Origin of the sequence: Paraburkholderia ginsengiterrae (assembly GCF_001645125.1) — a bacterium.
Classification (GTDB): domain Bacteria; phylum Pseudomonadota; class Gammaproteobacteria; order Burkholderiales; family Burkholderiaceae; genus Paraburkholderia; species Paraburkholderia ginsengiterrae.
In genome coordinates this window covers 43,215-69,642 of sequence record NZ_LXKA01000187.1, presented here as the reverse complement: position 1 = coordinate 69,642, position 26,428 = coordinate 43,215, and the positions used below count along the sequence as shown (strand labels likewise).

Genomic DNA, 26,428 nt, shown 5'->3' with positions numbered 1-26,428 from the left:
TCCTCCTTGGCCGGCAGACTCATGCGCGCGCGCGACCGGGATTTCCCGCTTCGCGCATGGCTGCCCATACTTTCAATGCATCTACTGTTTGCGCGACATCATGTACGCGCAGGATTGCGGCGCCCCGTTCGGCGGCGCACACCGCCGCGGCGATGCTGCCCGCGACGCGCTCCGGCGCCGGGCGGCCGATCACCGCGCCAATCATCGACTTGCGCGACATGCCGGCAAGAATCGGATACGGCGGATCGGCTTGCGGCGCGGTGTCGGGCAGATGCGCGAGCAGCGCGTAATTATGCTCGACCACCGCCTTGCCGAAGCCGAATCCCGGATCCACGCTAATACGGGCACGTGCGACGCCGGCCTGCTTCAGCGCGGCGACCCGCTCTTCGAGAAAACCGCGCACGGCGCTCACCACATCGTCATAGTCAGGCTCGCCGGCCTGCATGGTCTGCGGCTCGCCAAGCATATGCATGACACAGAGGCCGCAATCGCTTTCGCGCACTGCTTCGATAGCACCGGGCATCCGGAAGCCCCAAATGTCGTTGATCAGATCAGCGCCCGCGGCCAATGCATGACGCATCACTTCCGGTTTATAGGTATCGACCGAGAGCGGCACATTCGCGCCCCGCAATTGCTCGACGAGCGGGATTACCCGCTCCAGCTCTTCGTCAAGCGGCACCGGCGGCGCACCGGGCCGCGTCGACTCACCACCAATGTCGATGATGTCCGCGCCGTCGAGCAGCATACGCTCTGCCTGGCGCAAAGCATCGCCGCGCAACGCATATTGGCCGCCGTCGGAAAAAGAGTCGGGTGTAACGTTCAGGATGCCCATGACCAGCGGGCGTTCAAAGGTCAGTTTGAATCGGCCGCATTGCAGCGGCGCCGGGATGGGGGACGAAGGTAATTCGGCTTTCAACACGTAGCGGCGCTTCACGTAAAACGGATAAATGCAAAACGGGCCGGTGTGAAACACACCGGCCCGCACTTTCTACCAATCGCCTATCAGGCCGGCGCGGTCGCGCTGCCCGGCTTGACCTCGGTACCCGGGCTGCCACCCGACGAAGCGTCGCTTGCCGACGGCGGCGAGCTCTTCGGCGAACGCGGCGGACGGCCTGCCATGATGTCGTTGATCTGATCGGCGTCGATCGTTTCCCACTCCATCAGCGCGGCGGTCATGGCTTCGACCTTGTCGCGGTTTTCGTCCAGCAGACGCTTCGCGAGCGTGTACTGCTCGTCCAGCACGCGGCGAATTTCCGCGTCGACCTTCTGCTGCGTCGCTTCCGAAATGGTGCGCGTGAAGCCGCGGCCAAACGGTGTGGCATCGTTCTCGTCGTCGACGTAGACCATCGGTCCCAGTGCGTCCGTCATGCCGAAACGGGCCACCATGGCGCGAGCGGTTTGCGTCGCCTTGTTGAAGTCGTCCGATGCGCCGGTGCTGATCAGGTTCAGAAACAACTCTTCCGCCACACGGCCGCCGAACAGGATTGCGAGACGGTCCAGCAGATAGTCTTTCGAATACGTTTCGTTGTCATGCTCCGGCAACTGCCACGTCACGCCCAACGCACGGCCACGCGGAATGATCGTGACCTTGTGCACCGGATCGGCCTTCGGCAACAGCTTGGCGATCACCGCATGGCCGGACTCGTGGTACGCCGTGGCACGCTTCGATTCCTCGCGGATCACGGCCGACTTGCGCTCCGGACCCATGAAAATCTTGTCCTTCGCGTCTTCGAAGTCCGTCATTTCGACAATGCGCTTGCCGCGGCGAGCCGCGAACAGTGCCGCCTCGTTCACGAGGTTCGCCAGATCGGCGCCCGAGAAACCCGGCGTGCCACGCGCGATCACTGCCGCGTCGACGTCGTTGGAAATCGGCACCTTGCGCAGGTGAACCTTCATGATGTGTTCGCGGCCGCGGATGTCCGGCAGACCGACATACACCTGGCGGTCGAAACGGCCCGGGCGCAGCAGCGCCTTGTCCAGCACGTCCGAACGGTTCGTTGCGGCGATCACGATGACGCCCGAGTTCGCCTCGAAGCCATCCATCTCGACCAGCATCTGGTTCAGCGTCTGTTCGCGTTCGTCGTTACCGCCGCCCATGCCCGCGCCACGATGACGGCCGACCGCGTCGATTTCGTCGATGAACACGATGCACGGTGCGTGCTTCTTGGCCTGCTCGAACATGTCGCGCACACGCGCCGCGCCGACACCGACGAACATTTCAACGAAGTCCGAACCCGAAATGCTGAAGAACGGCACTTTCGCTTCGCCGGCGATGGCGCGCGCAAGCAGCGTCTTACCGGTTCCCGGCGGGGCGACCAGCAGCACGCCGCGCGGAATGCGGCCACCCAGCTTCTGGAATTTCTGCGGATCGCGCAGGAAGTCGACCAGCTCGGAGACCTCCTCCTTCGCTTCGTCGCAACCGGCGACGTCGGTGAAATTGATTGCGTTGTTATTTTCGTCGATCAGACGTGCACGGGATTTACCGAACGAGAACGCACCACCTTTCCCGCCCCCCTGCATCTGTCGCATCATGTAGAACCAGAAACCGATGATCAGGATCGTCGGCCCGAGGTAGTACAGCGCGGACACCAGCGCGTTGGGTTCGTCATCAGCCTTGCCGCTCACCTGAACGCCATACTTCATCAGATCGCCGACCATCCAGATGTCGCCCGGCGACACGATCTGGTACTTCTGGCCGTCTGCTGGAGTGACCGTGAGGTTCCGCCCCTGGACAATGACGTTCTTGACTTTGCCGTTCTTCGCGTCGTCCATGAACTGCGAATAGGAAACGCCTTCCTGGACACGGGGCTTGTCGAACTGCTTGAACACCGTAAACAGCACCAGTGCGATAACCAGCCACACTGCTGCTTTCGAAAACATATTGTTGTTCAAAGCACCACTCCTTCACTTAGACGGGCGCCTACATTTGCCTTGCGGCACCACGAAAGCATTCTAATCCAGTCCGCAGACCCCTGCCATAAGGTTTCACTACCACAGAAATAGCGTGGCGGGTCATCGCAACGCCAGATTCCAAGGCCATGACCACATTACGGCAGATGCGGAACCGTTCTGCAGCGGCCCTATGCAGGCCGCTTGAGATGCTTACCCAAAATAAACGTTTCTGACGATTTGTCCCGCGACGCTTTCGGCTTGCGGGCCGCCACCACCTTAAATTGACGCTTGAACTTTTCAACAATCTGACTATACCCGCTGCCGTGAAAGCATTTGACTAAAAGGGCGCCATCCGGCTTCAAGTGATTTTGCGAGAATTCCAGCGCAAGATCGCACAAATGCTCGATGCGCGCGGCATCCGCCAATGCCACTCCCGACAGGTTGGGCGCCATATCGGAAATTACAAGGTCAACCTGGCGTTCTCCGACCAATTCTTCTAACTGGACCAACACCGAGTCTTCGCGGAAATCGCCCTGGATGAAGTGGACGTCCGCGACTGGCTCCATGGGCAGGATGTCCAACGCGATGATCGTGCCGTCGATCCCGCCCTCGCGCTCGGCATCGCGCTTCGCGCCCTTGGCGAGCTTGTTGCGGGCGTACTGGCTCCAGCTGCCCGGCGTCGAGCCGAGGTCGACAATGACCTGCCCCGGGCGGATCAGCTTGTCCTGCTCGTCGATTTCCTTGAGCTTGTAGGCGGCACGGGCGCGATAGCCCTCCCGCTGCGCCATTTTGACGTACGGGTCGTTGATGTGGTCATGCAACCACGCCGTGTTGAACTTGTTTTTTGCCATTAAACGTTGAACTCTTGCTGCGTGATGTCACGCTTTAGCGGATAATACGCGGTTAATTCGCGCGGCCACCGCCAAAACTGACGGTTATCCGCGATTCTGTAGTTCTGACGCGCCGCCCTGCCGAATCGACCCAATCAAGCCAATCACAAGGCTGGATCGGGAACGCAGGCGCCGCCATTTTAGTCGAGTCTCCCACTTTCCATGCCCGCCCTCAAAGTCTCTTCCGACCAACGCGCCGAGTTGCGCTCCCAGGCACATGCGCTCAAACCGGTCGTGCTCGTCGGCGCCGAAGGTTTGACCGACGCCGTGCTCGCCGAGATCAAGGTCCACCTCGCGGCGCACCAGCTCATCAAGATCCGCGTGTTCGGCGACGAGCGCGAAGAGCGCATCGCGATCTACGAACAGATCTGCGACCAGCTGAACGCCGCGCCGATCCAGCATATCGGCAAGCTGCTGGTGATCTGGAAGCCGGAAACCGAGCAACCCGCGGTGAAGGCCAAACGTGGCGCGCTGCCGAGCGCCCGCGAAGCTGCTGTCGAAGCCAAACCGGGTAGCAAAGGCCGCGCGCCGCGCGTCGTGACCGTCGTGAAGCCCAGCGAAATCCCCATGCGCAAGCCGAAGGCAAAAGCGGTGGTGGTGCGCGGCAATGAGCGCGTAACGCAAGGCGGTAACATCAAGCGCGCCAAGAAGCGCCAAACCAGCGCGAAGCGCGCGCATCAGTCGAAATAAGCGAATGATGAGAGGTGCGGGCAGCTCCCGCGCCTTGACGTGCGCAGACGGGTGAGGGTTTGAAACGCGATGCCCGGCTAACGCTCAAGCAAACCTGCGGGACCGGTAGCATCGAGTTACCGCACCGAATCGCCGCGGCACAGGAGCGAACTCCGGCGAGCCGCAACCCTATCAGCCGGTAACGTTCTCCGCCGCACTGCGCGCGCCCTGCTCCGCCCCGACCACACCTGTGCCCACCGGCAGCTTCCACACCAGCGCCACACCCAGCAGGCTTTCGACCAGATAGAACAGGCTCGACACGCCGTGCAGAATGCCGAAGCGGGTGGCGTATGCCGAATGCCCGACATCGCTGCCCGCTTCGAGCGCTGCAATGCGCATAGCGTTCATGAACGGCTGCAACGCGAAGTAACCCACCAGCACGCATACCAGCATGCCGGCGATTAGCCAGCGCAAACGGCGATAGGCATGGCCGCCGCGCCGAACCAGCACATTGGCCAGACCGAGCAGCAAAATGCCGCACACCGCGCCCAGCACACCTTCAATGCGAAACAGTTGCGCCGCCACGGCGCCCGCCGATACCCGGTCGAGCGACGTGAACAGCACCGGCGCGGCGGCATAGCCGATAGTCAGCAGGCTACCAACCCACACCACCGTCAACAGGCGAAAAAGTCGATGCGGCATCAGGGACACCGGAGCCGCCTTTAAACGTAGCTAACCGCAATGACTTCGTACTCGCGCACGCCGCCCGGCGCTTGCACCGCCGCCACGTCGCCTTCCGACTTGCCGATCAGGGCGCGCGCGATCGGCGAGCTGATCGAAATCAGGCCATGGTCGATGTCCGCTTCGTCGTCGCCGACGATTTGATATTTGACCGGCGCACCCGATGCCAGGTCTTCCAGTTCCACCGTTGCACCAAATACCACGCGGCCGTCCGCGTCCACTTTGGATGGGTCGATCACTTGCGCGCCGGCCAGCTTCGATTCGATTTCGGCGATGCGGCCTTCAATAAAGCCCTGCTTTTCTTTCGCCGCGTCGTATTCCGCGTTTTCCGACAGATCGCCCTGGGCACGCGCTTCCGAGATCGAGTTGATCACGGCGGGACGCTCAACCGATTTCAGTCGCTGCAATTCATCGCGCAACATGTCTGCGCCGCGCTTAGTCAATGGAATAGTGCTCATAAACAACTCTAGAAAAATGCCGGGCCGCCCCAAATGTTCTCGCCCCCTCGGGGGGCCTGGCGCGAAGCGACAGGTTTGGGGGCGCTCAGAGGCAAAAAACGGCCATAAAAAAAATCACCGCGGTTAAGTGCATTCCGCAGAAGCCGGCGCCTCGGGCAAAACCCGGGCACAGCACTTGCGGAACGCCGCTTAACCGCGGCACTTAGATCTTGGACAGGTAGTCGAAGCCTTAGTTTAGGCGAGCGTGGAGTCCTTGTAAATCATAGACTTCCAGGTTCTTCAAATAGCGCAAGCCCTCCACCGCGGCCCGCGCGCCGGACATGGTCGTGTAGTACGTGACCTTGTTCGCCTGCGCGCTCATGCGGATCGAACGCGAGTCGGCGATCGCCGCGCGCGTTTCGTCGACGGTGGTAAAGACCAGCGCGATTTCACCGTTCTTGATCATGTCGACGATGTGCGGGCGGCCGTCCTTCACCTTGTTGACGACCTTGACCGGCACGCCGGCCGCTTCGATCGCGGCAGCCGTGCCCTTGGTCGCCACGAGCGGGTAGCCGAGTTCGTGCAGCATGCGCGCGACTTCGACCGCCTTCGGCTTGTCCGCGTCCATCACGGTCAACAGCACCGTGCCCGACTCCGGCAGGCGCGAGCCCGCCGCGAGTTGCGACTTGAAGAGCGCCTCGCCGAAGGTCTGGCCCACGCCCATCACTTCGCCGGTCGAGCGCATTTCCGGTCCAAGCACCGGATCGACTGCCGGGAACTTGACGAATGGGAACACCGCTTCCTTCACGCTGAAGTACGGCGGCTCGACTTCCTTCGTCACGCCTTGCTGCGCGAGCTTCTGGCCGACCATGGCACGCGCCGCGATCTTCGCGAGCGGCAGGCTGGTTGCCTTCGACACGTACGGCACCGTACGCGAGGCGCGCGGGTTCACTTCGAGCACGTAGATGATGTCTTCTTTCGAGCCATCGGCTTGCGGCACCTGCTGGATCGCGAACTGCACGTTCATCAGGCCAACCACGTTCAGCGCCTTTGCCATGGCGCCGGTCTGGCGCTTCAGCTCAGCAACCGTTTCCTTCGACAGCGAGTACGGCGGCAACGAGCAAGCCGAGTCGCCCGAGTGCACGCCCGCCTGTTCGATGTGCTCCATCACGCCGCCGATGAACACGGCCTCGCCGTCCGAGATGCAATCCACGTCGCATTCGATCGCGTCGTTCAGGAAGCGGTCGAGCAGCACCGGCGAATCGTTCGACACCTTCACGGCCTCGCGCATATAGCGCTCGAGGTCGCGCGGCTCGTGGACGATTTCCATGGCGCGGCCGCCCAGCACGTACGACGGACGCACTACCAGCGGGTAGCCGATTTCGTCGGCGAGCTTGAGTGCTTCGTCTTCCGCACGCGCGGTGCGGTTCGGCGGCTGACGCAGGCCGAGGTCCTGCAGCAGCTTCTGGAAACGCTCGCGGTCTTCCGCGGCGTCGATCATGTCCGGCGATGTGCCGATGATCGGCACGCCGTTCGCTTCGAGATCGAGCGCGAGCTTCAGCGGCGTCTGGCCGCCGTATTGCACGATCACGCCGACCGGCTTTTCCTTGTCGACGATTTCGAGCACGTCTTCGAGCGTCAGCGATTCGAAGTACAGACGATCGGACGTGTCGTAGTCGGTCGAAACGGTTTCAGGGTTGCAGTTGACCATGATCGTTTCGTAACCGTCTTCGCGCATGGCGAGCGCAGCGTGTACGCAGCAGTAATCGAACTCGATGCCCTGGCCGATCCGGTTCGGGCCACCGCCCAGCACCATGATTTTCTTGTTGTTGGTCGGATTCGCTTCGCACTCTTCCTCGTACGTGGAATACATGTACGCGGTTTTCGTGGCGAATTCGGCCGCGCAGGTATCGACGCGCTTGTACACCGGACGCACGTTCAACTCGATGCGGCGCGCGCGCACTTCCGCCGGCTTCGCGCCGAGCAGCTTAGCCAGACGGCGGTCCGAGAAGCCGCTTTGCTTCAGATACTTCAGCTCTTCCTTCGAGAGGCTCGCGAGCGTGCGGCCCGTGAGTGCCTTTTCCTTCAGGATGATCTGCTCGATCTGCGCGAGGAACCACGGGTCGATCGAGGTCTCTTCGAAAATCTCTTCGGCGCTCATGCCGATACGGAACGCGTCGCCCACGTACCAGATCCGATCCGGACCGGCTTCACCAATCTCGCGGATGATCTCGTCGCGGTTGTTGGTCTTTTCATCCAGACCGTCGACACCGACTTCCAGACCGCGCAGCGCTTTCTGGAACGACTCCTGGAAGGTGCGGCCAATCGCCATCACTTCGCCGACCGACTTCATCTGCGTGGTGAGGCGCGCATCGGCTTCACGGAATTTTTCGAAGGCGAAACGCGGAATCTTGGTGACAACGTAGTCGATCGTCGGTTCGAACGACGCCGGCGTCTGGCCGCCGGTGATTTCGTTCTTCAGTTCGTCGAGCGTATAGCCGACCGCGAGTTTGGCCGCGACCTTGGCGATCGGGAAACCCGTTGCCTTCGACGCCAATGCCGACGAGCGCGACACCCGCGGATTCATTTCAATCACGATCATCCGGCCGTCTTTCGGATTGATCGAGAACTGGACGTTCGAGCCGCCCGTGTCGACGCCGATCTCGCGCAGCACCGCGAGCGAAGCGTTACGCAGGACCTGGTATTCCTTGTCCGTGAGCGTTTGCGCAGGCGCGACGGTGATCGAGTCGCCGGTGTGGATGCCCATCGGGTCCAGGTTTTCGATCGAGCAGACGATGATGCAGTTGTCCTTCTTGTCGCGGACCACTTCCATCTCGTACTCTTTCCAGCCGAGCAGCGACTCTTCAATCAGCAGTTCGCGCGTGGGCGACAGATCGAGGCCACGCTTGCAGATCTCTTCGAACTCATCGCGGTTATACGCGATACCGCCGCCCGAACCGCCCAGCGTGAACGACGGACGGATCACGACCGGATAGCCGCCGCTGCCGGTTTGCGCAGCGATGTCCGCTTGCACGGCCAGCGCTTCTTCCATGGAATGCGCGGTGCCCGACTTGGCCGAACCGAGACCGATCTTGGTCATCGCGTCCTTGAACTTCTGGCGGTCTTCCGCCTTGTCGATCGCTTCCGGCGACGCGCCGATCAGCTCGACCTTGTACTTCTCCAGCACGCCGTGCGCGTGCAGATCGAGCGCGCAGTTCAGCGCGGTCTGGCCGCCCATGGTCGGCAAGATCGCGTCCGGGCGCTCCTTCGCGATGATGCGCTCGACCACTTCCCACGTGATCGGCTCGATGTAGGTCACGTCGGCCGTGTTCGGGTCGGTCATGATCGTCGCCGGATTGCTGTTGACGAGAATGACCTTGTAGCCTTCCTCACGCAGCGCCTTGCAAGCCTGCGCGCCCGAGTAATCGAACTCGCACGCCTGGCCGATGATGATCGGACCCGCGCCGATAATGAGGATGCTCTTGATGTCTGTCCGCTTGGGCATAACGCTCTCGCTAATGTATTCCTAAATTCTTTCCGTCGGCGCGCGCCGGTGTTGCGTTGCGCGCGCTTTGCTGTGCGCTGCTTTGCGCTGTTTTCTTGCGGCTCGCGTTGCGTGTGCCTCATGCACCTGGCGCGCGTTGTGCGCGCAGCGGGCTTGTTCCGGCAAGCCCGCCGCCGAGCCGCTTCAGCTTAAGCCGCTGCGGTCTTGCCACCCTTCCTGGCGTCCATCAACCCGGTAAAGCGGTCGAACAGATAGGCGATGTCGTGCGGGCCCGGCGACGCTTCCGGGTGGCCCTGGAAGCAGAACGCCGGCTTGTCGGTCAGCGCGAAGCCCTGCAGCGTGCCGTCGAACAACGAGACGTGCGTGGCGCGGGCGTTGGCGGGCAGCGTGTCGGCATCGACCGCGAAACCGTGATTCTGCGACGTGATCACCACGCGGCCGTCGTCCAGATCTTTCACCGGATGGTTCGCGCCGTGGTGGCCCGTCTTCATCTTCATGGTCTTCGCGCCAACGGCGAGCCCCATGATCTGGTGACCGAGGCAGATGCCGAACGTCGGGATGCCGCGATCGATCAGTTCTTTCGTGGCGCGAATCGCGTAATCGCAGGGTTCCGGATCGCCCGGGCCGTTCGACAGGAAAACGCCGTCCGGATTCAGGGCCAGCGCATCCGCCGCAGTAGCTTGCGCCGGCAGCACGGTGACGTGGCAGCCGCGCTCGGCCAGCATGCGCAGGATGTTGTACTTGACGCCGTAGTCGAACGCGACGACGCGGTACTTCGGCGCATTCTGCGTGCCGTAGCCGCTGCCCAGACGCCATTCGGTCTGGGTCCACTCGTAGGTTTCCTTCGTCGACACGACCTTCGCGAGGTCCATGCCCGCAAGGCCCGGGAACGAGCGTGCGAGTTCAATGGCGCGGGCTTCGTCGTCCGAACCGGCCAGGATCGCGCCGTTCTGCGCGCCCTTGTCGCGCAAAACGCGGGTCAGCTTGCGGGTGTCGAGGCCGGCGATGGCGACCACGCCTTCGTCCTGCAGGTATTGCGAGAGCGTGCGCTCCATGCGGAAATTCGACGCGAGAACCGGCAGATCGCGAATGATCAGGCCGGCGGCATGGACTTTCGTAGCTTCGACGTCTTCGGCATTCACGCCGACGTTACCGATGTGCGGATACGTGAGGGTCACGATCTGGCGCGCGTAGCTCGGGTCAGTCAGGATTTCCTGATAGCCGGTGATAGCGGTGTTGAACACGACTTCGCCGATGGTATGCCCGGGGGCGCCGATCGAGTAACCACGAAAGACCGTGCCGTCGGCGAGCGCGAGCAGAGCGGGAGAAAATGACGGCAACACGGGAGACTCCTTGGGGGAACACCCTGTTGCCGACCTGCCTATCCGACTACGAGCCGCAGCGAAGCGCATCGTGGGAGGCGCGCGCAGACTCGCTCGCGAACTGCCTTTGACGTTGCAAGGTGCGCGATGGGTCCATTGTGTGGACGGATCGGCTGGGTGCGGGGCCCTTCTTGCTACGCCCGTGGCGCGCGGCGGATGAACGGTATGGGAGAGGTAGGCGCTAGGGTGCGGGTTGATAAGCTCAAACCTTGGAATTATAGCCCGAAAGTGCCCTTCCCTCCAAATCCGAGATAGCGAGCGGGCATTGGGAAACGCGTCCTGAAACCCCTCAAAGCCTTGCCGTGCCTGGCTTGCAAGCTTCCGGACAAGATTTCCGCAGGTCAGAATCGGGATTGCGCCGGCACAATGAAAAACGCCGTCACCCCAAGGTGACGGCGTTAGAGAAACACGGTGCGTGATCGGAGCGCAATTCATGCGCTGCCCCCGCAACGCATGTGGTCACTACCGTGGGAGCCGCTATTGGTCTACTTACCCTTCTTCGCGTTGGCCGCGGTCTTCGGGCGGCTCGCTGCCGCAGCCTTCGACGACTTGCCGGACGTGGAAGCCGACACCTTGGCCACCTTGCCCTTGCTGGCGCTGGATGCCGTCGGCTTGCTGACTTTACCCGCCGGGTCGGACACCTTCACCACGGCGGAGCGTCCACGCCCCTTTTTCTTATCGTAGCGCGAATCGCTCTGCGTGTCTGCGACGCGGGTGCCGATCTTCTCGACACCGCCGCCTTGCACGTCGGTCGCGATGCGCTCGGGACCCGGTTCGTTCGGCATGGCTTTGCCGACCGGCACGTGCAGCACGACAACCTGACCACGCGAGACGCTGTCGCGATGCGTATGATTCCACGCCTTCAGCTGGCCGACGGAGACGCCGTAACGCACGGCGATGGCCGCCATGGACTGATTGCGGCGCACGCGGATCAGCATCTTGCGCGTGTCGGGAACGTCCGGCTCCATGGCCAGCACGGCGCTTTCGGCGACGTCGGCGCTGATGTCTTCGTCGTCGTCAGACGCGCGCGGCACCACGATCGTGGAGCCGGGTTTCAGGCGCATGCCGACCGGGATCTTGTTCACTTCCATCAGCGTGTCGGCGTCAACCCCGATCTTTTGCGCGATCGCCGCCGGCGTCGCGCGCTGGTCGACCGTATAGGTGGTCCACGACGACAGCGAACCGGAATACGATTTCAGATTACGCTCGAATGCACTGGCGTTGTCGAACGGCAGAAGGATCTGCGGCTGCGTGGTGCCGAGAATCACCGGTTTCCTGAACGACGGGTTCAGCGAGCGGAATTCATCCGCGGACAGATTCGCCAACTTGGCGGCCATATCCACGTCGATGTCGTGCGAGGTGGTCACCGTCACGAAATACGGGTGATTCGGAATGGACGGCAGCGTCAGCCCGTACATTTGCGGGTTCATCACGATATTCTTCACCGCCTGCAGCTTCGGCACGTAGTTGCGCGTCTCGTTCGGCATGCGCAGGCTGAGGTAGTCGGTCGGCAGACCCGCCGCCTCGTTGCGCGCGATCGCGCGCTGCACGTTGCCCTCGCCCCAGTTGTACGCCGCCAGCGCCAGTTGCCAGTCGCCGAACATGTCATGCAGGCGCGACAGATAGTCGAGCGCGGCGCTGGTCGAAGCCAGCACGTCGCGGCGCTCGTCCTGCCACATGTTCTGCTTGAGGTTGTAGGTACGGCCCGTGCCCGGCATGAACTGCCACATGCCGGCCGCCTTCGCCACCGACAAAGCCTGCGGGCTGTACGCCGACTCGATGAACGGCAGCAACGCGAGCTCGGTAGGCATATGGCGCGCCTCGAGTTCCTCGACGATGTGGTACAGGTACTTCTGCGAGCGCTCGGTCATGCGCTGCACGTAATCAGGACGCTGTGCGTACCAGTTGACCTGCATGTCGACGAGGTCGGTTTGCAGGTCCGGCATCTGGAATCCACGGCGAATACGGCCCCACAGATCGGCGTCGGCGCTCGTCAGTTGCGTGACGGAACCCTGGTCGACGTTGATCGTTTCTTTGGCGGTGGCTGTCTTGCGAAGTGCGTCGGCTACGGCCTGCTGGCTGGCGGGGTTTGTTGCGGTGGTTGGGCTATTCGTTGCCGGTCCCTGACTCGCGCAGGCGGCGAGCGTCAGGACCAACAACGCACTAAAGATAAATCGCATGAACGTCTCGGCTTCCACAAGGGCTGGAATTTGCAGCCGATAGTACGAAACAGCAAGGTTTACGTCAATCGGAATATTACGAAAAAATCAAGTAAATCTTAGGCTTGGCGAATTTTTCCGATTCATCGCGTGAGGAATACCCTGAGCGGAATCGGGTCAACGGAAGCGGTTTTTCCATTCCCGCATCAATGTAAAGGCGGTCAAACGATCGGACACCTTTTCGTGCAACTGGTCCTGCAAGCTCGCCTGAACCGCCGGCTCGCCGGCGCGCAAAAAGGGATTCACGGCGCGCTCGTGGGCGACGGTGGTCGGCAGCGTCGGCACGCCGCGCGCGCGCAGGTCACTGGCCCTGTCGCGCCAGGCTTGCAGTTCGGCGTTGCCCGGCTCGCAGGCGAGCGCGAAACGGATATTCGACAGCGTGTACTCGTGCGCGCAGTGGACCTCGGTTGCACCGGGCAGCGCGGCGAGCGAATCCAGCGACGCGAGCATCTGCCTCGGCGTGCCTTCGAACAGCCGGCCGCACCCGCAGGCGAACAGCGTGTCGCCGCAAAACACGTGCGGCACGCCGCGCGGGTCGGCCGCCTGAAAATAGGCGATGTGGCCGCTCGTGTGCCCGGGCACTTCGAGCACGCTGAATTCGAGCGCGGGCACCGCAATCGACACATGATCGCCATTTTTCAGGCGGTGCGTGAGGCGCTCGATCGCTTCACCGGCGGGGCCGTAGACGGGCACGGCCTGGCCATTCAGCAGATCGGCCACCCCACCGACGTGGTCTTGATGATGGTGCGTGAGTAAAATAGCGCTCAGCCGCCAACCACGTTTCGCGAGATAGGCCTGAACAGGCGCGGCCTCGCCCGGATCGACGACTACCGCGTGGTGTCCGTCGGAAACGACCCAGATGTAATTGTCATCAAACGCCGGGACCGGTACGTACTCGAGCGCATTCATAAGCGACGCATTCTTTGATATGACTGATCGATCGATTATAGACTGGCCCGCCTGGACCGATTCACCGCCCGGCCGCTACGTGCTCGACTGGGAACAGACCCAGCTCGACCGCGTGGTGTCGGACGTGTTCGGCTACCATGCGCTGCAACTCGGCCTGCCGCAGCTCGACGCCTTGCGCGAAAACCGCATGCCGTGCCGCGGGCTCGTGCTCGACGCCGCGAGCGGTGCCAGTGCGCCCTACGCGTTTCCGCGCGGCCCGGGGCAAGCCGGCAACAGGCACGGCAACGGCTCGAGCCATGGCGCGGGTCATGACGCAACTCAAGGCGCGTTCGCAGGACTGCCCGCGCCGGCCGGACGCAGCACGGTCTGGTGCGACCTGCTGGACCTGCCGTTCGAAGCGCAGAGCGTCGATCTGATCGTGATGCCGCACACACTGGAATTCACCAGCGATCCGCACCGGCTGCTGCGCGAAGCCGAGCGCGTGCTGATGCCCGAGGGCCAGCTCATCATTCTCGGCTTCAACTCGCTGTCGTTATGGGGCGCGCGGCAATCGGTCGGCAAGATGACCGGTCGGCCGTTCGTGCCCGAGTCGGTCGACCTGATCGCCTTCACGCGTCTGAAAGACTGGATCAAGCTGCTGGGCTTCGACCTTGAACGCGGGCGCTTCGGCTGCTATCGTCCGCCGCTTGGCAGTGAGCAATGGCTGTCCCGCTACGGCTTCATGGAAGCCGCCGGCGACCGCTGGTGGCCGATTTTCGGCGCCACCTACATGATCAAGGCAATCAAGCGCGTGCGCGGCATGCGCCTCGTCGGCCCGCTGAAAGTAAAGAAACCCGTCCTCGCCGCGGGCCTCTCGCCCGCCGCCACACCGAATACACGCAACCCGACTCAATGACCTCTGATCTCATCGACATTTATACCGACGGCGCCTGCAAGGGCAACCCAGGCCCGGGCGGCTGGGGCGCGCTGCTGCGCTTCGGCGACCAGGAAAAAGAACTGTTCGGCGGTGAAGCCAACACCACCAACAACCGTATGGAACTGATGGGCGTGATTGCCGCGCTCGAAGCGCTGAAGCGCCCCTGCAAGGCGGTCGTGCATACCGATTCGCAATATGTGCAGAAAGGCATCAGCGAGTGGATTCACGGCTGGAAGAAAAAAGGCTGGATCACCGCCGCGAAGCAGCCGGTGAAGAACGCCGATTTGTGGAAGCGGCTCGACGCGCTCGTCACGCAACACGAAATCGAATGGCGCTGGGTGCGCGGGCATAGCGGCCACCCGGAAAACGAGCGAGCCGATCAACTGGCCAACCGCGGCGTCGCGTCGCTCGCGCAGACGTAAGACCAGACATCAGTCCCGTCGCGAGGCTAGCACCGGGAACCTCGCGCACGCCCTTCCCGCGCTCCTTGTTTTCCGCAGCAATTTTCTGAAGCAGGCTATTCCGACATGCGTCAACTCATCCTCGATACCGAAACTACCGGCCTGAATGCCCGCACCGGCGACCGGATTCTCGAACTCGGCTGTGTCGAGCTGGTGAACCGCCGGCTCACCGGCAACAACCTGCACTTCTACATCAACCCGGAGCGCGACAGCGATCCGGGCGCATTGGCCGTTCACGGCCTGACGACCGAGTTCCTGAGCGACAAACCGAAGTTCGGCGAAATCGCCGACCAGTTCCGCGACTTTATCCAGGGCGCGGACCTGATCATCCACAACGCACCGTTCGACATCGGCTTTCTCGACGCCGAGTTCGCCCTGCTGGGTCTGCCGCCGGTGAAGACTTATTGCGGCGAAATCATCGACACGCTGGCGCGCGCCAAACAGATGTTCCCGGGCAAGCGCAACTCACTCGACGCGCTGTGCGACCGCTTCGGCATCAGCAATGCGCACCGCACGCTGCACGGCGCGCTGCTCGACTCGGAACTGCTCGCCGAAGTGTATCTGGCGATGACGCGCGGCCAGGAAAGCCTCGTCATCGACATGCTGGGCGAATCGCATGCGAGCGGCGATGCGCACGCACCACGCGTGGCGATCGGCTCGCTCGATCTGGTCGTGCTCGCCGCCAGCGACGACGAACTCGCCGCGCACGAGGCCGTGCTCGACGGTCTCGACAAGGCGATCAAGGGGACGAGCGTGTGGCGCCTCGACCCCGCCGCAGCCGCGGATGAGCAAACTACTTAAAAAGTACTAGACGGGTGCGAAAATCCCTGACATAATTCGGCTCTCTTCGGGTGGTTAGCTCAGCGGTAGAGCACTGCCTTCACACGGCAGGGGTCACTGGTTCGATCCCAGTACTACCCACCAGAATTTTGGTGTGTCGATCACCGAAGACAAAAGGGCTTATGCAGAAATGCGTAAGCCCTTTTCTATTTTCCGGGCCCAGTATCAAAAGCAGTCGCTCGTCAAATCCGAAACTTCGTATCTTTGCAGACGCGAAATACTGCTGATATAGTCAGTTTTCGGGCACTCGCCCCGTCCATTTCTCCACCTCATTCGACTACAGGGAGGCGCCACATGTTCACAATGCGTATCGCCACCCTCGGCATAGTCGCGCGACCGCTTTCACGATCGAAGTCACGACCGCTTTCACAGTACTAAGGTCGCTGATTCGTCGCTTGCGTCGCTAATGCGGCACCGCCTCAACGGGCGCTCCGCGCAATTTCCAGACAGTCCGTAGTTTCATTGCCGGCGTATGCCGGTGCGCTTCGACTGTCTCGTCCTTTCGCTTCTGACTGGAACCTCGGTGCGCCCTGGCGCCACCAGGTCGTGGCAAATGACCAGAAAAAAACTCGACTTTCGCGGACAGGCCTTCAAGGATGTCCTGGGCTTCACCTTCCGTCACTGGGCGCAGCAACCGGGGCGCATCCTCGTCATTGCGGCGCTGGTGCTGCTCGCGGCCGTGGCCGACGTGCTCACGCCGATGTTCGCGGGCCACCTCGTGGACGCCATCGCTTCCGGCCCGGCCAGCCAAGCCTCCGCCTGGCACGCGGCGCTCACGGCCTTTTGCGTGCTGGCCGCGCTCGGCGTTGGCGCCACGCTGCTGCGGCAAGGCGTGTACTTCAACATCATCCGGCTCACGCTCAAGATGATGAGCGAAATCGCCGCCAACGCGTTCCATCGGGTGCAGCGCTTTTCGACCGACTGGCACGCCAACAGCTTTGCCGGCTCCACCGTGCGCAAGATCACGCGCGGCATGTGGGCGCTCGACCTGCTCAACGACACGCTGCTGATCGCGCTGTTCCCGTCGCTGGTGATGCTGGTGGGAGCGACCACGCTGCTCGGCTGGCGTTGGCCAATGATGGGCGCGGTCGTCGGGATCGGCTCGGTGCTGTATATCGCGGTGACGGTGGCCATGTCGCTCGGCTTCGTGGCCCCGGCCGCGCGCCTCGCGAACGCATGGGACACGCGTATGGGCGGCGCGCTCGCCGACGCGGTCAGCTGCAACGGCGTGGTGAAGGCATTCGGCGCGGAAGCGCGCGAGGAAGCCCTGCTGGCGCGCGTGATCAGCAAGTGGAGGCACCGCACGCGTCGCACATGGATGCGCGGCACGATCAACGGCGGCGTCCAGGGCGGCATGCTGGTCGCGATCCAGGCCGCGATTCTCGGCACCGCGCTGCTGCTGTGGGCGCGCGGCGAAGCGGGTGTCGGCGACATCACATTCGCGCTGACCATGTTCTTCATGCTGCAAGGCTACCTGCGCGAGGTCGGCATGCATATCCGCAACCTGCAGCGTTCGGTCAACGACATGGAAGAACTGGTGTCGCTGCAGAGCCAGCCGCTCGGTATCGAGGACCGCCCTGGCGCGGGTCCGATCGCGATCGGCCGGGGCGAGATCCGCTTCGAGCACGTCACCTTCCACTATGGAGCGACCGGCAAACCGCTCTACGACAACTTCTCCGTGCGCATCGCGCCGGGTGAGCGCGTCGGACTGGTCGGGCATTCGGGCTCGGGCAAGACGACCTTCATCAAGCTGATCCAGCGCCTCTACGACATTTCAGGCGGACGGATCACGATCGACGGTCAGGACATCGCTCACGTACGGCAGGCGTCGTTGCGCGGCCAGATCGCAATCGTTCAGCAGGAGCCGGTGCTGTTTCACCGGTCGCTGGCCGAGAACATCGCATATGCGCGCCCAGGCGCCGGCCGTGCCGAGATCGAGCGTGCCGCGCGGCTCGCAAGCGCGCACGACTTTATCGCCGACCTGCCCAATGGCTACGACACGCTGGTCGGTGAACGCGGCGTCAAACTCTCGGGCGGTGAGCGTCAGCGAGTCGCGATCGCGCGGGCATTTCTCGCCGACGCACCGATCCTGATACTGGACGAAGCGACGTCAAGCCTCGACAGCGAAAGCGAAGTGCTGATCCAGCAGGCCATGGAGCGGCTGATGATGGGCCGCACCACGCTGGTCGTCGCGCACCGGCTGTCCACGGTGCGCGCGCTGGACCGGCTGCTGGTGCTGGACAAGGGCAAGGTGATCGAGGAAGGCAGCCACGAAGCGCTGATCAGACTCGAAAACGGCCTGTACCGGCGGTTGTTCGAACGTCAGGCCCTGGAGCTGATCAAGGGGCTGGGCGAGCCGGAGTTCACGCCCCCGGCCTCGCGGCTGAATGCAAACCGGACCGACGATTCCAGTTTGCTGGTTGGGAAGTAACCGACCTACACCACACCGGCTGGCAGCCCGACACCTCGTGCCATGCCGGTGGCGGCGAGCACCATCAGCACCAGCAGGATCGTTTGAATGACGCTGTAGCGAGCATAGGAGCGAGCCTTGCGCAGATCCGGCGGCGCGCCTTTCCTGATGGAGGCGCGCCAACGCATCAACGCAAGCATGGACGGGATTTCGAGGATGAGAATCGCCACCAGCAGTGTCATCTTGAGGTGAAAGAGCGGCTCGTGGAGGTAGTAGTCGGCGCCCTTTTCGAAACCGCCGAAAGCACGCATCAATCCGGTCACGACCAGCACCAGTCCCGAGAGAGCCCACCTGGTATCCGCGCGAAATACCGATCGCAACGCAGCCGGTACAGCGGCGCGGCGCAGCGCCCATGTGCGCCGGAGAATCGACGCGAGCGCGAAACCATAAGCAAGCAGATGAATGGCGGCAAGCAACCAGCGAACCAGCATGGCGACTCCTGCAAAAGACGCGATACGATCGTTGTATGTTTTACTCGCCCATGCCGGAGCATCGGGCGCCATGACTTCATTATCAGCTACGGCTTAATTTACACCGTCTGATTCTGTCACGTGATGCGGCCGACTGCACAAATCGTGCGGACTCAGACCTGCTGCAGGGATGTGTCGAGTGCGCGGGCCGCAACCCGGTCGCCCTCGTTCGAGAGCGCAACGCGAAACACGGTTTGCCGGTTGTGACCGGCCGCCGCCGGCGAATCCCACAACAATTCGATCTTCGGACGACGGCCAAAGGTGCCACGCGCCAGCGACGGCGCGCCAGCCGCCCCGCGCGGCGCGCTTCGCCCCCCCTGCAACTCACTCATCGCACCGATCGCCACCGCGGGAGTCGGTGTCGGCGTCGCGGGCCTGTCTTGTCCCGCAGCCCAGCGCACGGACAGCTCGCGCGCATCGTACTGCCCCACCTTGCGACGCTCGGCCCACACGATGACGGTGCGCGTAGCCGGATCGAGCGCGACCGCGTACCGGCCGATCGCAAAGCGGCGCGCGGCAATATTGGTCCGCCACAACGGGCGCGGCCGGCAAATCCACAGCACGGCTGCGTACAGCGCCGGCGCGGCCACCAGCCAGCCGTTGGTGGCTGCCACCGCTTGCACGGCGCGCCGCCAGCCGGCGCTCGCCGCAAACGCGCCGACCGACCAGACTGCAAACAGGAATCCGAGGAAAGCAAACAGACGCAGCGCCTGCCGCAGCCATTGCGGCAGCGGATGAAACGGACGCTCGGCCACGGCGCGCGCGCCTGGCAGGAAGATCAGGAGAAACAGGAATACGAGGTTGATGCACGCCCATGGCGAGGACACCATGGCCTGCAGCGAGGCGCCCAGGTCCATCTGCGCCATCGAGAAAAGCCAACGGGTGAGGAGCACGAGACCGATGGCGCGCAACGCGAAAATCGTTCCGGCGCCGGGCGCCGCGTTCGCACGCGTCTCTTTCGTTCTCGCCAAGGCATCCTCCTGTCGTCGGCGGCGCCGCAGCCAAATTTGCGGCACGGCCATTATAGGGATATTACGGAGAGTGGCTCATTCTTACCGACCCGAAACCCTCACTTTTACCCATTGGCACGTAAAAACGCGGCGCGCATGCAACAACGCCCCGGGGGCGATGAGCCCACGGGGCGTTGTTGGGGGCTGCCGGCGCTCAAAAGCGCGCGGCAAGCCGGACTGCTGTTACCGCCTCGCCTTAGTCGGCGTTGACTTCGCGCAGCACGGTGCGGTGCTTCCGACGCAGCAGTTCTTCGTAGGTCGCGACGTAATTCTTTGCCATGACCTTCGACGAGAAGCGCGACTCGAACGCCTTGCGCACGTTGGCGCGCGGCAGCGTATGCAGACGCTTGAGCGCGGCGACCGCGCTGATTTCGTCTTCGACCACAAAACCCGACACGCCGTTTTCGATCACTTCCGGCACCGAACCGCGATTGAACGCGATCACCGGCGTGCCGCATGCCATCGCTTCGATCATCACCAGACCGAAGGGCTCCGGCCAGTCGATCGGGAACACCAGTGCATGCGCGTTGCCGAGGAACTCACGCTTTTCGGCTTCGCCGATTTCGCCGATGTATTCGACGTGCGGGAGCGCCATCAGCGGCTTGATCACTTCTTCGTAATAGGCGCGGTCGGCCTTGTCGATCTTGGCGGCAACCTTGAGCTTCATGCCTGCCTGTCCGGCGATGCGGATCGCGCGGTCGAGGCCCTTCTCCGGCGAGACGCGGCCGAGGAATGCGAGGTAGCCCGGCTCGACGTTGGGGATCGGCGTGAGCACGTTTTCCGGCAGGCCGTGATAAACGGTTTGCAGCCAGTGCGCCTGCTGCAGCGGAATGCGCTGGTTGTCCGAGATCGACACCACGGGCACGTCGTTGAACGTGTTGAAAATCGGCTGCAGTTCGGGCAGATCGAGACGGCCGTGCATCGTCGTCAGGAACGGCACCGGCTGGCGCGCGAACAGCGAGAACGGGTAGTAGTCGATGTGGAAATGCAGCACGTCGAACTCGTCCGCGCGGCGGCGCACTTCTTCGAGCAACAGCATGTGCGGCGCCATCACGTCGCGGATAGTCGGGTCGAGGCGCAGCGCCTGCGGCCAGAAGGCTTCGAGTTTCGCCGAGGTTTGCGAATCGCCGCTTGCAAAAAGCGTGACGTCGTGGCCCTGCTCGACCAGCGCTTCAGTCAGATAGGACACCACTCGTTCCGTACCGCCATACAGCTTGGGCGGAACCGCCTCGTGCAACGGAGCGATTTGAGCGATTCGCATAATGAAGAACTCCTAGTAAAAAATCAGGCAAAGATACGGCGTTGGGTAAAAGCGACTCGCTTGCTCGCCAGGGCAGTCTGACCGGATTTGCCGGCACGGGCCTGATTCTTTCGAGAAATCCTGCGATAGATCGCTTGGGTACTGAGCCCAGATCAGTGGGTCACCGTCTGCGCATGTGCCAGTAAACGCACATGCGGCGCCAACGTTGACAAACTGTCAGAAAATTCGGTGGGCCTACAGAGCATGAATTATCAATGCTGGAATTCTTACCGCACCACGACATTTCAAAGTCTTTACGTTGTTACAAAGCGGAAACACTTTGCAAACCCTTGTTTTGTAAGACAGTTCTAGAGTGACAACTGGCTAACGACATCGGCCGTCAGCGGCGAATCGTCGGCATTGACGTCAATCATGTCGACGAACGGTAAAAAGTACCGCGCCGCATTGAATGCAGTTTGTAATTATATCTCGAAATTTTCCGCAACCTGTGTGAACCGTTGCCGCGTTGACGGGTCGAGCAGGAGCAGGTCGCGGACATCCATCGCGAAATCAGTCGCGTCAAGGCCCGGATACACAGGGCGCAATCGCTTTTGCATGTTTACAATGCGAAGCATGGGCTTCGCGGCGAAGTCTTTTTCTGTGTGGCCCACGCTTTGCGTGCACAACCCGAAACACACCGACCTCACGATCAATTGGAACATTTAACCATCGCCCAGCGTAATGCCCAGAACGCAAAGCTCGCGAGCTATGCGCACCGGCCTCTTGCGTTTCTTTTCCGCTTCATCCGCCGCCATCCGCTCGCGCATGCGACCGTCCTGTGCAGCGTGTTTGCGGCCGTGGGCTGTGCGCTCGCTTCGCAATACGCGATCAAACATCTGATCGACGTCCTTGGTGAAGGCCGGCATCACCCCGGCCCGCTGTGGGGGGCATTTGCCATCCTCGTCGGCCTGATCGCCGCCGACAACCTGTTGTGGCGGGTCGGCGGCTGGGTCGCCGCGCATACGTTCGTCGCCGTGACCGGCGACCTGCGGCGCGACCTGTTCCAGTACCTGAGCGGACATTCGCCGACCTACTACTCCGAAAAGCAGCCGGGCATGCTCGCCAGCCGGATCACGGCCACCTCGAACGCGGTCTACACGGCGGAAAACACCACCGCGTGGAACGTGCTGCCGCCGTGCATTGCAGTGCTCGGCGCGATCGTCATGATCATCTCGGTGAATCCGCTGATGGCCTGCGGTCTGATGACATGTTCGGCGGTTCTGTCGGTCGTGCTGTACAAGCTGGCCGGGCGCGGCTCGGCGCGCCATCACCATTTCGCCACCAAGGCGGCTTCGGTGGACGGCGAGTTGGTCGACGTGATCAGCAACATGGGGCTCGTGCGCGCCTTCGGCATGACGTTTCGCGAGCAGCAGCGTTTCGGCGCGACGGTCAAGGCCGAAATGGACGCGCGCCAGCAAAGCCTGCTCTATCTGGAAAAGCTGCGCCTGCTGCACGCGGTGATCACCGCACTGCTGTCGGCGGGCCTGCTGGGCTGGGCGCTGTGGCTGTGGGATCAAGGCAAGGCGACCTCGGGCGACATCGTGCTCGTCAGCTCGCTCGGCTTCACGATTCTGCACGGCACGCGCGACCTGGCCGTGGCGCTGGTCGATGTCACGCAGCACGTGGCGCGTCTCGCCGAAGCCGTGCGCACGCTGCTCGAGCCGCACGGCATGCCGGATCGCGACAACGCGACCGAGCTCGTGCCGCAGGGCGGCGGCGTCGCTTTCGATAGCGTGACGTTCGCCTACCCGCGCCGCCGCGCGATTCTCGATCACTTCGATCTGCAGATCAAACCCGGCCAGCGCGTCGGCCTGATCGGCAAGTCGGGCGCCGGCAAATCCACCGTGCTGGCGCTGTTGCAGCGCTTCTACGAAACGCAAGGCGGCGCGATCAAAATCGACGGCCAGGACATCGCCACCGTCACGCAGGACAGCCTGCGCCACACCATCGCGCTGGTGCCGCAAGACATCTCGCTGTTCCATCGCACGGTGTACGAGAACATCGCTTACGGCCGCCCCGAAGCGAGCCGTGAAGAAGTGCTCGCGGCCGCACGCGAGGCGCGTTGCGCGGACTTCATCGAGGCCATGCCGGAAGGCTACGACACCATCGTCGGCGACCGCGGCGTGAAGCTGTCCGGCGGCCAGCGCCAGCGCATCGCGATTGCACGCGCGATTCTGAAGAACGCGCCCATCCTGCTGCTCGACGAAGCCACCTCCGCGCTCGACAGTGCATCGGAAGAAGCCATCCAGAAGGCGCTCGACCGGCTGATGGTCGGCCGCACCGTGATCGCGATTGCGCACCGGTTGTCGACGCTGAACAACTTCGACCGCATCATCGTGATGAGCGCCGGCAAGGTGATCGACGACGGCAGCCCGGAAGAACTGCGCCAGCGCCCCGGCCTGTATCGCGATCTGCTCTCGAAACAGTATGGCAAGGGCACGACGCTGCATATCGGTGGCAAGAAGGTCGACGAACAGCACGTGGCCTGAGCCACTCGCCGCGCGCTCGATACCGCGCGCCGCCACCAACAAAAAAGCCGCTTTTCAAGCGGCTTTTCTACTCCTGATTGTCACGCGTCACGCGCGAAGCGATCCCCACGAACGCTGCCTACCCGGACTGCGTTTCGCGTGCCGCCCGTTTCCCTGATGCCGCTCTGCCCTTTGCGCCCCGCGTGTTTTTTGCCGCGGCAACACCCTGCAGATCACGCATGAAGTTATCGCGCCATACCGACACGTTGTTCTCGCGTAATTGAACCATCATGTCGCGATGGCGCGCCTGGCGCTCCGCGAGCGGCATCGCCAGCGCCTTGCCGAGCGCTTCGGCCATGCCGTCGATATCGACCGGATTGACGATCAACGCGCCGTCCAGCTCCTGCGCGGCGCCGGCAAAGCGCGACAGCACCAGCACGCCGGGATTCTCCGGATCCTGCGCCGAAACGTACTCCTTGGCGACGAGGTTCATGCCGTCGCGCAACGGCGTGACGTAGCCGACATGGGCGGTGCGAAACAGCGCGGCCAGCACCGAGCGCTCGTATTGCTTGTGGATGTAGAGAATCGGCGTCCAGTCCAGTTCGGCGAAGCGCCCATTGATCCGCCCTGACTCGCCTTCGAGTTGCAGGCGGATGTCCTGATACGCATGCATGTCGGCGCGCGTGGGCGGAGCGATCTGCAGGAACGACACCTTGTTGCGTTGCGCGGCCGCGTGTTCGAGCAGACGCTCGAATGCGCGGAAACGCTCGACCAGTCCCTTCGAATAATCGAGACGGTCCACGCTCATGATCAGCTTGCGCGAATGCAGCGTCGCTTTCATCGTGCGCACCGGCTTGCCGCGCTCGCCCGCTTTCGCGAGTTCGGCGATTTCGTCCGGGTAGACGCCGATCGGATACGCCGCCGCGCGCAGCGTGCGGCCGAACGCGTGGATCGTCATTGGGTCGCCGGCCGATGCCTCGACCGTACCGCTCGCTTCATTGACGATGTAGTCGCAAAACGCGCGCAGATCCGGTGCGGTCTGGAAACCCAGCAGATCGAACGAGCACAGTGCTTCGACCAGTTCGCGATGCGGTGGCACCGCCAGCAGCACCTGCGACGCCGGAAACGGAATATGCAGGAAAAAGCCGATGCGATTCTTCACGCCGGCTGCGCGCAGCGCCTGCGCGAACGGGATCAGGTGATAGTCGTGCACCCAGATCACGTCGTCTTCGCGCAGCAGCGGCACGAGTTGCTGCGCGAGCCACGCGTTGACGCGGCAGTAGCCCTCGAAATCGTGCCGGTCGTATTGCAGCAGGTCGGCGCGGTAGTGGAACGCGGGCCACAGCGTGGCGTTCGAGAAGCCACGGTAGTACTGGTCGTAATCGCGGCGCATCAGCGCGATGGTCGCGAAAGTCACCGGCCCTCGCTCCTCGACCTTGATCTGCGGCTGGCCCGAGCTGAGCACGTCGCCGCTCCAGCCAAACCACATGCCGCCGGTTTCCTTCAGCGCGTCATACACGCCAACCGCCAGACCGCCCGCCGCCGGGCCGCCCTCCGAGATTGGCGCCACCCGGTTGGATACGATGATCAGTCGGCTCATGAAGCGCAATTCCCGATGCAGTGCGTTATTTGCGTTGAGCGACGCGCGGCCGTCATGCTGAGCGCGCCGCCGCGACGATCGATGCGAGCCAGTCGAGCAGCCCCGAGACCGAGTCGATGCGCGTATGCGCCATCGTCTCGCCCGCACCAACCTTGATCGACACGCCGCCGCGCTCGTTGACGACGGCAAAGCCTTTCTCGTCCGTCAAGTCGTCGCCGGCAAACACCGGCTTGCGGCCGACGAACGGCGGCTCGTCCAGGAACGCGCGCAGCGCGCGGCCCTTGTCGACATCCTTGGGTTTGATTTCATAGACCATCTTGCCCGGCTGCAGCACGTAGGCGCCGGCGTAATCGGCCACCAGCCGCCCGGTCGCCTCGCGCGCCACTGGCTCGCGATCCGGCGCATTGCGGTAATGCAGCGCGACGGCCGCGCCCTTGATCTCGAGCAGCATGCCGGGGTTTTCGTTGACCACTTGCGCGAGCACCTGCTCCATGCGCAGGAGCCGCTCGTCTTGAAAGCCGATGCGCTGCGTGTCGCCGTTCGCGTCGCGCCGCTCGGCACCGTGCAGGCCGGCAATCGGCATATCGGGCATGCCGAGAAAAGCGTCGATGCTGTCGATCCCGCGCCCCGACACGACCGCGACTGCGCCGTTGGTCAGGCTGCGCAGCTCGGTCAGCAGCTCGATCACGCGCGGTTGCACCAACACGCCGTCCGGCGTGGGGGCGAGTTCGACGAGCGTGCCGTCGAAATCGAAGAAAAATGCCGTCTCGCTCGGAGACAGAACAGCCGGTAGTGCTTGCATCGGATAGTTTTGCCTTTCAGCCCTCTGCGGCCGGAAAAGTGTGCGCATCTTACCGCGCATCCGTCAATTTTTCGAGAAAGTAAGGCAGCACACAAGCCTGGCCGGGCGCCGCGCGCAGGCGGCGCAAAGAGTCGCGTTCAAAAAGGACACGATCAGGCGTCAGCGGGCTTTCAGCCGCCTGCGTCAAATTGCCCCGCAAACCGCGCGCCCGGGGGTGCTGCGCGGCGTGACCGGCGATTTTGCGATAAAGTCGCAGCCACGCGGACGATTGCCGCCACGAGCATAGTTGCACAGTATGACGGCCCGCGCGCCGCACGCGAATCGGCCGGCGCTGTTCACCGGCATCGCTCCCCTGCACCACCCGCGCGCTGCTCTTCAATCAAGTCACTGATCCCCTGCTTTGCTCCCGAACCTCTCATCCCGGCACTCGCAAGCGAACCTCGCGTC

21 protein-coding genes and 1 tRNA gene are annotated in these 26,428 nt (G+C 63.0%); 7 read left to right on the top strand and 15 right to left on the bottom strand.

What is annotated here, in order from left to right:
- Nucleotides 1-19: 19 nt before the first annotated feature.
- From folP to A6V37_RS14610, 3 genes are all read right to left on the bottom strand, one after another.
- On the bottom strand, nucleotides 20-832 hold the full coding sequence (gene folP / locus A6V37_RS14620; RefSeq protein WP_242665822.1) for a dihydropteroate synthase: 813 nt from the start codon (nucleotides 830-832) through the stop codon (nucleotides 20-22).
- Between the two features lie 170 nt (nucleotides 833-1,002).
- Nucleotides 1,003-2,892 (bottom strand): ATP-dependent zinc metalloprotease FtsH, encoded by a 1,890-nt coding sequence (ftsH, locus tag A6V37_RS14615; protein WP_064286085.1) that lies wholly within the window; start codon nucleotides 2,890-2,892, stop codon nucleotides 1,003-1,005.
- Nucleotides 2,893-3,080: 188 nt separating this feature from the next.
- Nucleotides 3,081-3,743: an RlmE family RNA methyltransferase gene (locus A6V37_RS14610; RefSeq protein WP_064268400.1), complete on the bottom strand. Its 663-nt coding sequence runs from the start codon at nucleotides 3,741-3,743 to the stop codon at nucleotides 3,081-3,083.
- A gap of 201 nt (nucleotides 3,744-3,944) precedes the next feature.
- Here A6V37_RS14610 and A6V37_RS14605 point away from each other — a divergent pair, with 201 nt between their 5' ends.
- Nucleotides 3,945-4,472 (top strand): YhbY family RNA-binding protein, encoded by a 528-nt coding sequence (locus tag A6V37_RS14605; RefSeq protein WP_064268402.1) that lies wholly within the window; start codon nucleotides 3,945-3,947, stop codon nucleotides 4,470-4,472.
- A 171-nt stretch (nucleotides 4,473-4,643) separates the two neighbouring features.
- On the opposite strand, the gene A6V37_RS14600 is transcribed toward A6V37_RS14605, so the two are convergent.
- From A6V37_RS14600 to gloB, 6 genes are all read right to left on the bottom strand, one after another.
- Nucleotides 4,644-5,153 carry a DUF4149 domain-containing protein gene (locus A6V37_RS14600; protein ID WP_064268404.1) on the bottom strand — a complete coding sequence of 170 codons (510 nt, stop codon included), beginning with the start codon at nucleotides 5,151-5,153 and terminating at the stop codon, nucleotides 4,644-4,646.
- A 20-nt stretch (nucleotides 5,154-5,173) separates the two neighbouring features.
- Nucleotides 5,174-5,650 carry a transcription elongation factor GreA gene (gene greA, locus A6V37_RS14595; protein WP_064268406.1) on the bottom strand — a complete coding sequence of 159 codons (477 nt, stop codon included), beginning with the start codon at nucleotides 5,648-5,650 and terminating at the stop codon, nucleotides 5,174-5,176.
- Between the two features lie 229 nt (nucleotides 5,651-5,879).
- Entirely contained in the window at nucleotides 5,880-9,134 is a 3,255-nt protein-coding gene (gene carB, locus A6V37_RS14590) for a carbamoyl-phosphate synthase large subunit (RefSeq protein WP_064268408.1), read from the bottom strand.
- Nucleotides 9,135-9,322: 188 nt separating this feature from the next.
- Nucleotides 9,323-10,477 (bottom strand): glutamine-hydrolyzing carbamoyl-phosphate synthase small subunit, encoded by a 1,155-nt coding sequence (gene carA, locus A6V37_RS14585; protein ID WP_064286084.1) that lies wholly within the window; start codon nucleotides 10,475-10,477, stop codon nucleotides 9,323-9,325.
- Between the two features lie 524 nt (nucleotides 10,478-11,001).
- On the bottom strand, nucleotides 11,002-12,696 hold the full coding sequence (locus A6V37_RS14580) for a transglycosylase SLT domain-containing protein (RefSeq protein WP_064268412.1): 1,695 nt from the start codon (nucleotides 12,694-12,696) through the stop codon (nucleotides 11,002-11,004).
- A 156-nt stretch (nucleotides 12,697-12,852) separates the two neighbouring features.
- Entirely contained in the window at nucleotides 12,853-13,644 is a 792-nt protein-coding gene (gene gloB / locus A6V37_RS14575; protein ID WP_064268413.1) for a hydroxyacylglutathione hydrolase, read from the bottom strand.
- Between the two features lie 19 nt (nucleotides 13,645-13,663).
- Here gloB and A6V37_RS14570 point away from each other — a divergent pair, with 19 nt between their 5' ends.
- The 5 genes from A6V37_RS14570 to A6V37_RS14550 all read left to right on the top strand — a co-directional run bounded on the left by A6V37_RS14570 (nucleotide 13,664) and on the right by A6V37_RS14550 (nucleotide 18,292).
- Complete coding sequence (locus A6V37_RS14570) at nucleotides 13,664-14,539, top strand: class I SAM-dependent methyltransferase (protein ID WP_064268415.1); 876 nt, start codon at nucleotides 13,664-13,666, stop codon at nucleotides 14,537-14,539.
- Complete coding sequence (gene rnhA / locus A6V37_RS14565) at nucleotides 14,536-14,982, top strand: ribonuclease HI (protein WP_064268416.1); 447 nt, start codon at nucleotides 14,536-14,538, stop codon at nucleotides 14,980-14,982. Before A6V37_RS14570 ends, rnhA begins: the two co-directional genes overlap by 4 nt.
- Before the next feature lie 105 nt (nucleotides 14,983-15,087).
- Entirely contained in the window at nucleotides 15,088-15,822 is a 735-nt protein-coding gene (gene dnaQ, locus A6V37_RS14560; RefSeq protein ID WP_064268418.1) for a DNA polymerase III subunit epsilon, read from the top strand.
- A 48-nt stretch (nucleotides 15,823-15,870) separates the two neighbouring features.
- A tRNA-Val gene (locus tag A6V37_RS14555) sits at nucleotides 15,871-15,945 on the top strand.
- Between the two features lie 469 nt (nucleotides 15,946-16,414).
- Nucleotides 16,415-18,292 (top strand): ABC transporter ATP-binding protein, encoded by a 1,878-nt coding sequence (locus A6V37_RS14550; RefSeq protein ID WP_064268420.1) that lies wholly within the window; start codon nucleotides 16,415-16,417, stop codon nucleotides 18,290-18,292.
- A gap of 5 nt (nucleotides 18,293-18,297) precedes the next feature.
- On the opposite strand, the gene A6V37_RS14545 is transcribed toward A6V37_RS14550, so the two are convergent.
- The 3 genes from A6V37_RS14545 to A6V37_RS14535 form a co-directional block, all read right to left on the bottom strand.
- Complete coding sequence (locus A6V37_RS14545; protein WP_064268421.1) at nucleotides 18,298-18,762, bottom strand: DUF2214 family protein; 465 nt, start codon at nucleotides 18,760-18,762, stop codon at nucleotides 18,298-18,300.
- Nucleotides 18,763-18,914: 152 nt separating this feature from the next.
- The gene (locus A6V37_RS14540) at nucleotides 18,915-19,772 is read right to left on the bottom strand and encodes a hypothetical protein (RefSeq protein WP_064286101.1); all 858 of its coding nucleotides are present in this window, start codon (nucleotides 19,770-19,772) and stop codon (nucleotides 18,915-18,917) included.
- A gap of 235 nt (nucleotides 19,773-20,007) precedes the next feature.
- Nucleotides 20,008-21,072 (bottom strand): glycosyltransferase family 4 protein, encoded by a 1,065-nt coding sequence (locus A6V37_RS14535; RefSeq protein ID WP_064268423.1) that lies wholly within the window; start codon nucleotides 21,070-21,072, stop codon nucleotides 20,008-20,010.
- A 692-nt stretch (nucleotides 21,073-21,764) separates the two neighbouring features.
- Between A6V37_RS14535 and A6V37_RS14525 the strand changes: the two genes are divergently transcribed.
- Complete coding sequence (locus A6V37_RS14525; protein WP_064268426.1) at nucleotides 21,765-23,600, top strand: ABC transporter ATP-binding protein; 1,836 nt, start codon at nucleotides 21,765-21,767, stop codon at nucleotides 23,598-23,600.
- Nucleotides 23,601-23,718: 118 nt separating this feature from the next.
- Here A6V37_RS14525 and otsA read toward each other — a convergent pair whose 3' ends face one another.
- Genes otsA through A6V37_RS14510 form a run of 3 tightly spaced genes read right to left on the bottom strand, consistent with a single transcriptional unit; the run spans nucleotide 23,719 to nucleotide 26,360 of the window.
- A complete protein-coding gene (gene otsA, locus A6V37_RS14520; protein ID WP_064268427.1) occupies nucleotides 23,719-25,179 on the bottom strand; it encodes an alpha,alpha-trehalose-phosphate synthase (UDP-forming) in 1,461 nt (486 codons plus the stop codon).
- Nucleotides 25,180-25,231: 52 nt separating this feature from the next.
- Nucleotides 25,232-25,981 carry a trehalose-phosphatase gene (gene otsB, locus A6V37_RS14515; protein ID WP_064286082.1) on the bottom strand — a complete coding sequence of 250 codons (750 nt, stop codon included), beginning with the start codon at nucleotides 25,979-25,981 and terminating at the stop codon, nucleotides 25,232-25,234.
- Nucleotides 25,982-26,030: 49 nt separating this feature from the next.
- Nucleotides 26,031-26,360 (bottom strand): hypothetical protein, encoded by a 330-nt coding sequence (locus tag A6V37_RS14510; protein ID WP_064268429.1) that lies wholly within the window; start codon nucleotides 26,358-26,360, stop codon nucleotides 26,031-26,033.
- Between the last annotated feature and the right edge of the window lie 68 nt (nucleotides 26,361-26,428).

Coding starts and splice junctions, on each gene's coding strand:
- folP (WP_242665822.1), bottom strand. CDS start 832: ATGGGCATCCTGAACGTTACACCCGACTCTTTTTCCGACGGCGGCCAA.
- A6V37_RS14610 (WP_064268400.1), bottom strand. CDS start 3,743: ATGGCAAAAAACAAGTTCAACACGGCGTGGTTGCATGACCACATCAAC.
- A6V37_RS14605 (WP_064268402.1), top strand. CDS start 3,945: ATGCCCGCCCTCAAAGTCTCTTCCGACCAACGCGCCGAGTTGCGCTCC.
- A6V37_RS14600 (WP_064268404.1), bottom strand. CDS start 5,153: ATGCCGCATCGACTTTTTCGCCTGTTGACGGTGGTGTGGGTTGGTAGC.
- greA (WP_064268406.1), bottom strand. CDS start 5,650: ATGAGCACTATTCCATTGACTAAGCGCGGCGCAGACATGTTGCGCGAT.
- carB (WP_064268408.1), bottom strand. CDS start 9,134: ATGCCCAAGCGGACAGACATCAAGAGCATCCTCATTATCGGCGCGGGT.
- A6V37_RS14580 (WP_064268412.1), bottom strand. CDS start 12,696: ATGCGATTTATCTTTAGTGCGTTGTTGGTCCTGACGCTCGCCGCCTGC.
- gloB (WP_064268413.1), bottom strand. CDS start 13,644: ATGAATGCGCTCGAGTACGTACCGGTCCCGGCGTTTGATGACAATTAC.
- A6V37_RS14570 (WP_064268415.1), top strand. CDS start 13,664: ATGACTGATCGATCGATTATAGACTGGCCCGCCTGGACCGATTCACCG.
- rnhA (WP_064268416.1), top strand. CDS start 14,536: ATGACCTCTGATCTCATCGACATTTATACCGACGGCGCCTGCAAGGGC.
- dnaQ (WP_064268418.1), top strand. CDS start 15,088: ATGCGTCAACTCATCCTCGATACCGAAACTACCGGCCTGAATGCCCGC.
- A6V37_RS14550 (WP_064268420.1), top strand. CDS start 16,415: ATGACCAGAAAAAAACTCGACTTTCGCGGACAGGCCTTCAAGGATGTC.
- A6V37_RS14545 (WP_064268421.1), bottom strand. CDS start 18,762: ATGCTGGTTCGCTGGTTGCTTGCCGCCATTCATCTGCTTGCTTATGGT.
- A6V37_RS14535 (WP_064268423.1), bottom strand. CDS start 21,072: ATGCGAATCGCTCAAATCGCTCCGTTGCACGAGGCGGTTCCGCCCAAG.
- otsA (WP_064268427.1), bottom strand. CDS start 25,179: ATGAGCCGACTGATCATCGTATCCAACCGGGTGGCGCCAATCTCGGAG.
- otsB (WP_064286082.1), bottom strand. CDS start 25,981: ATGCAAGCACTACCGGCTGTTCTGTCTCCGAGCGAGACGGCATTTTTC.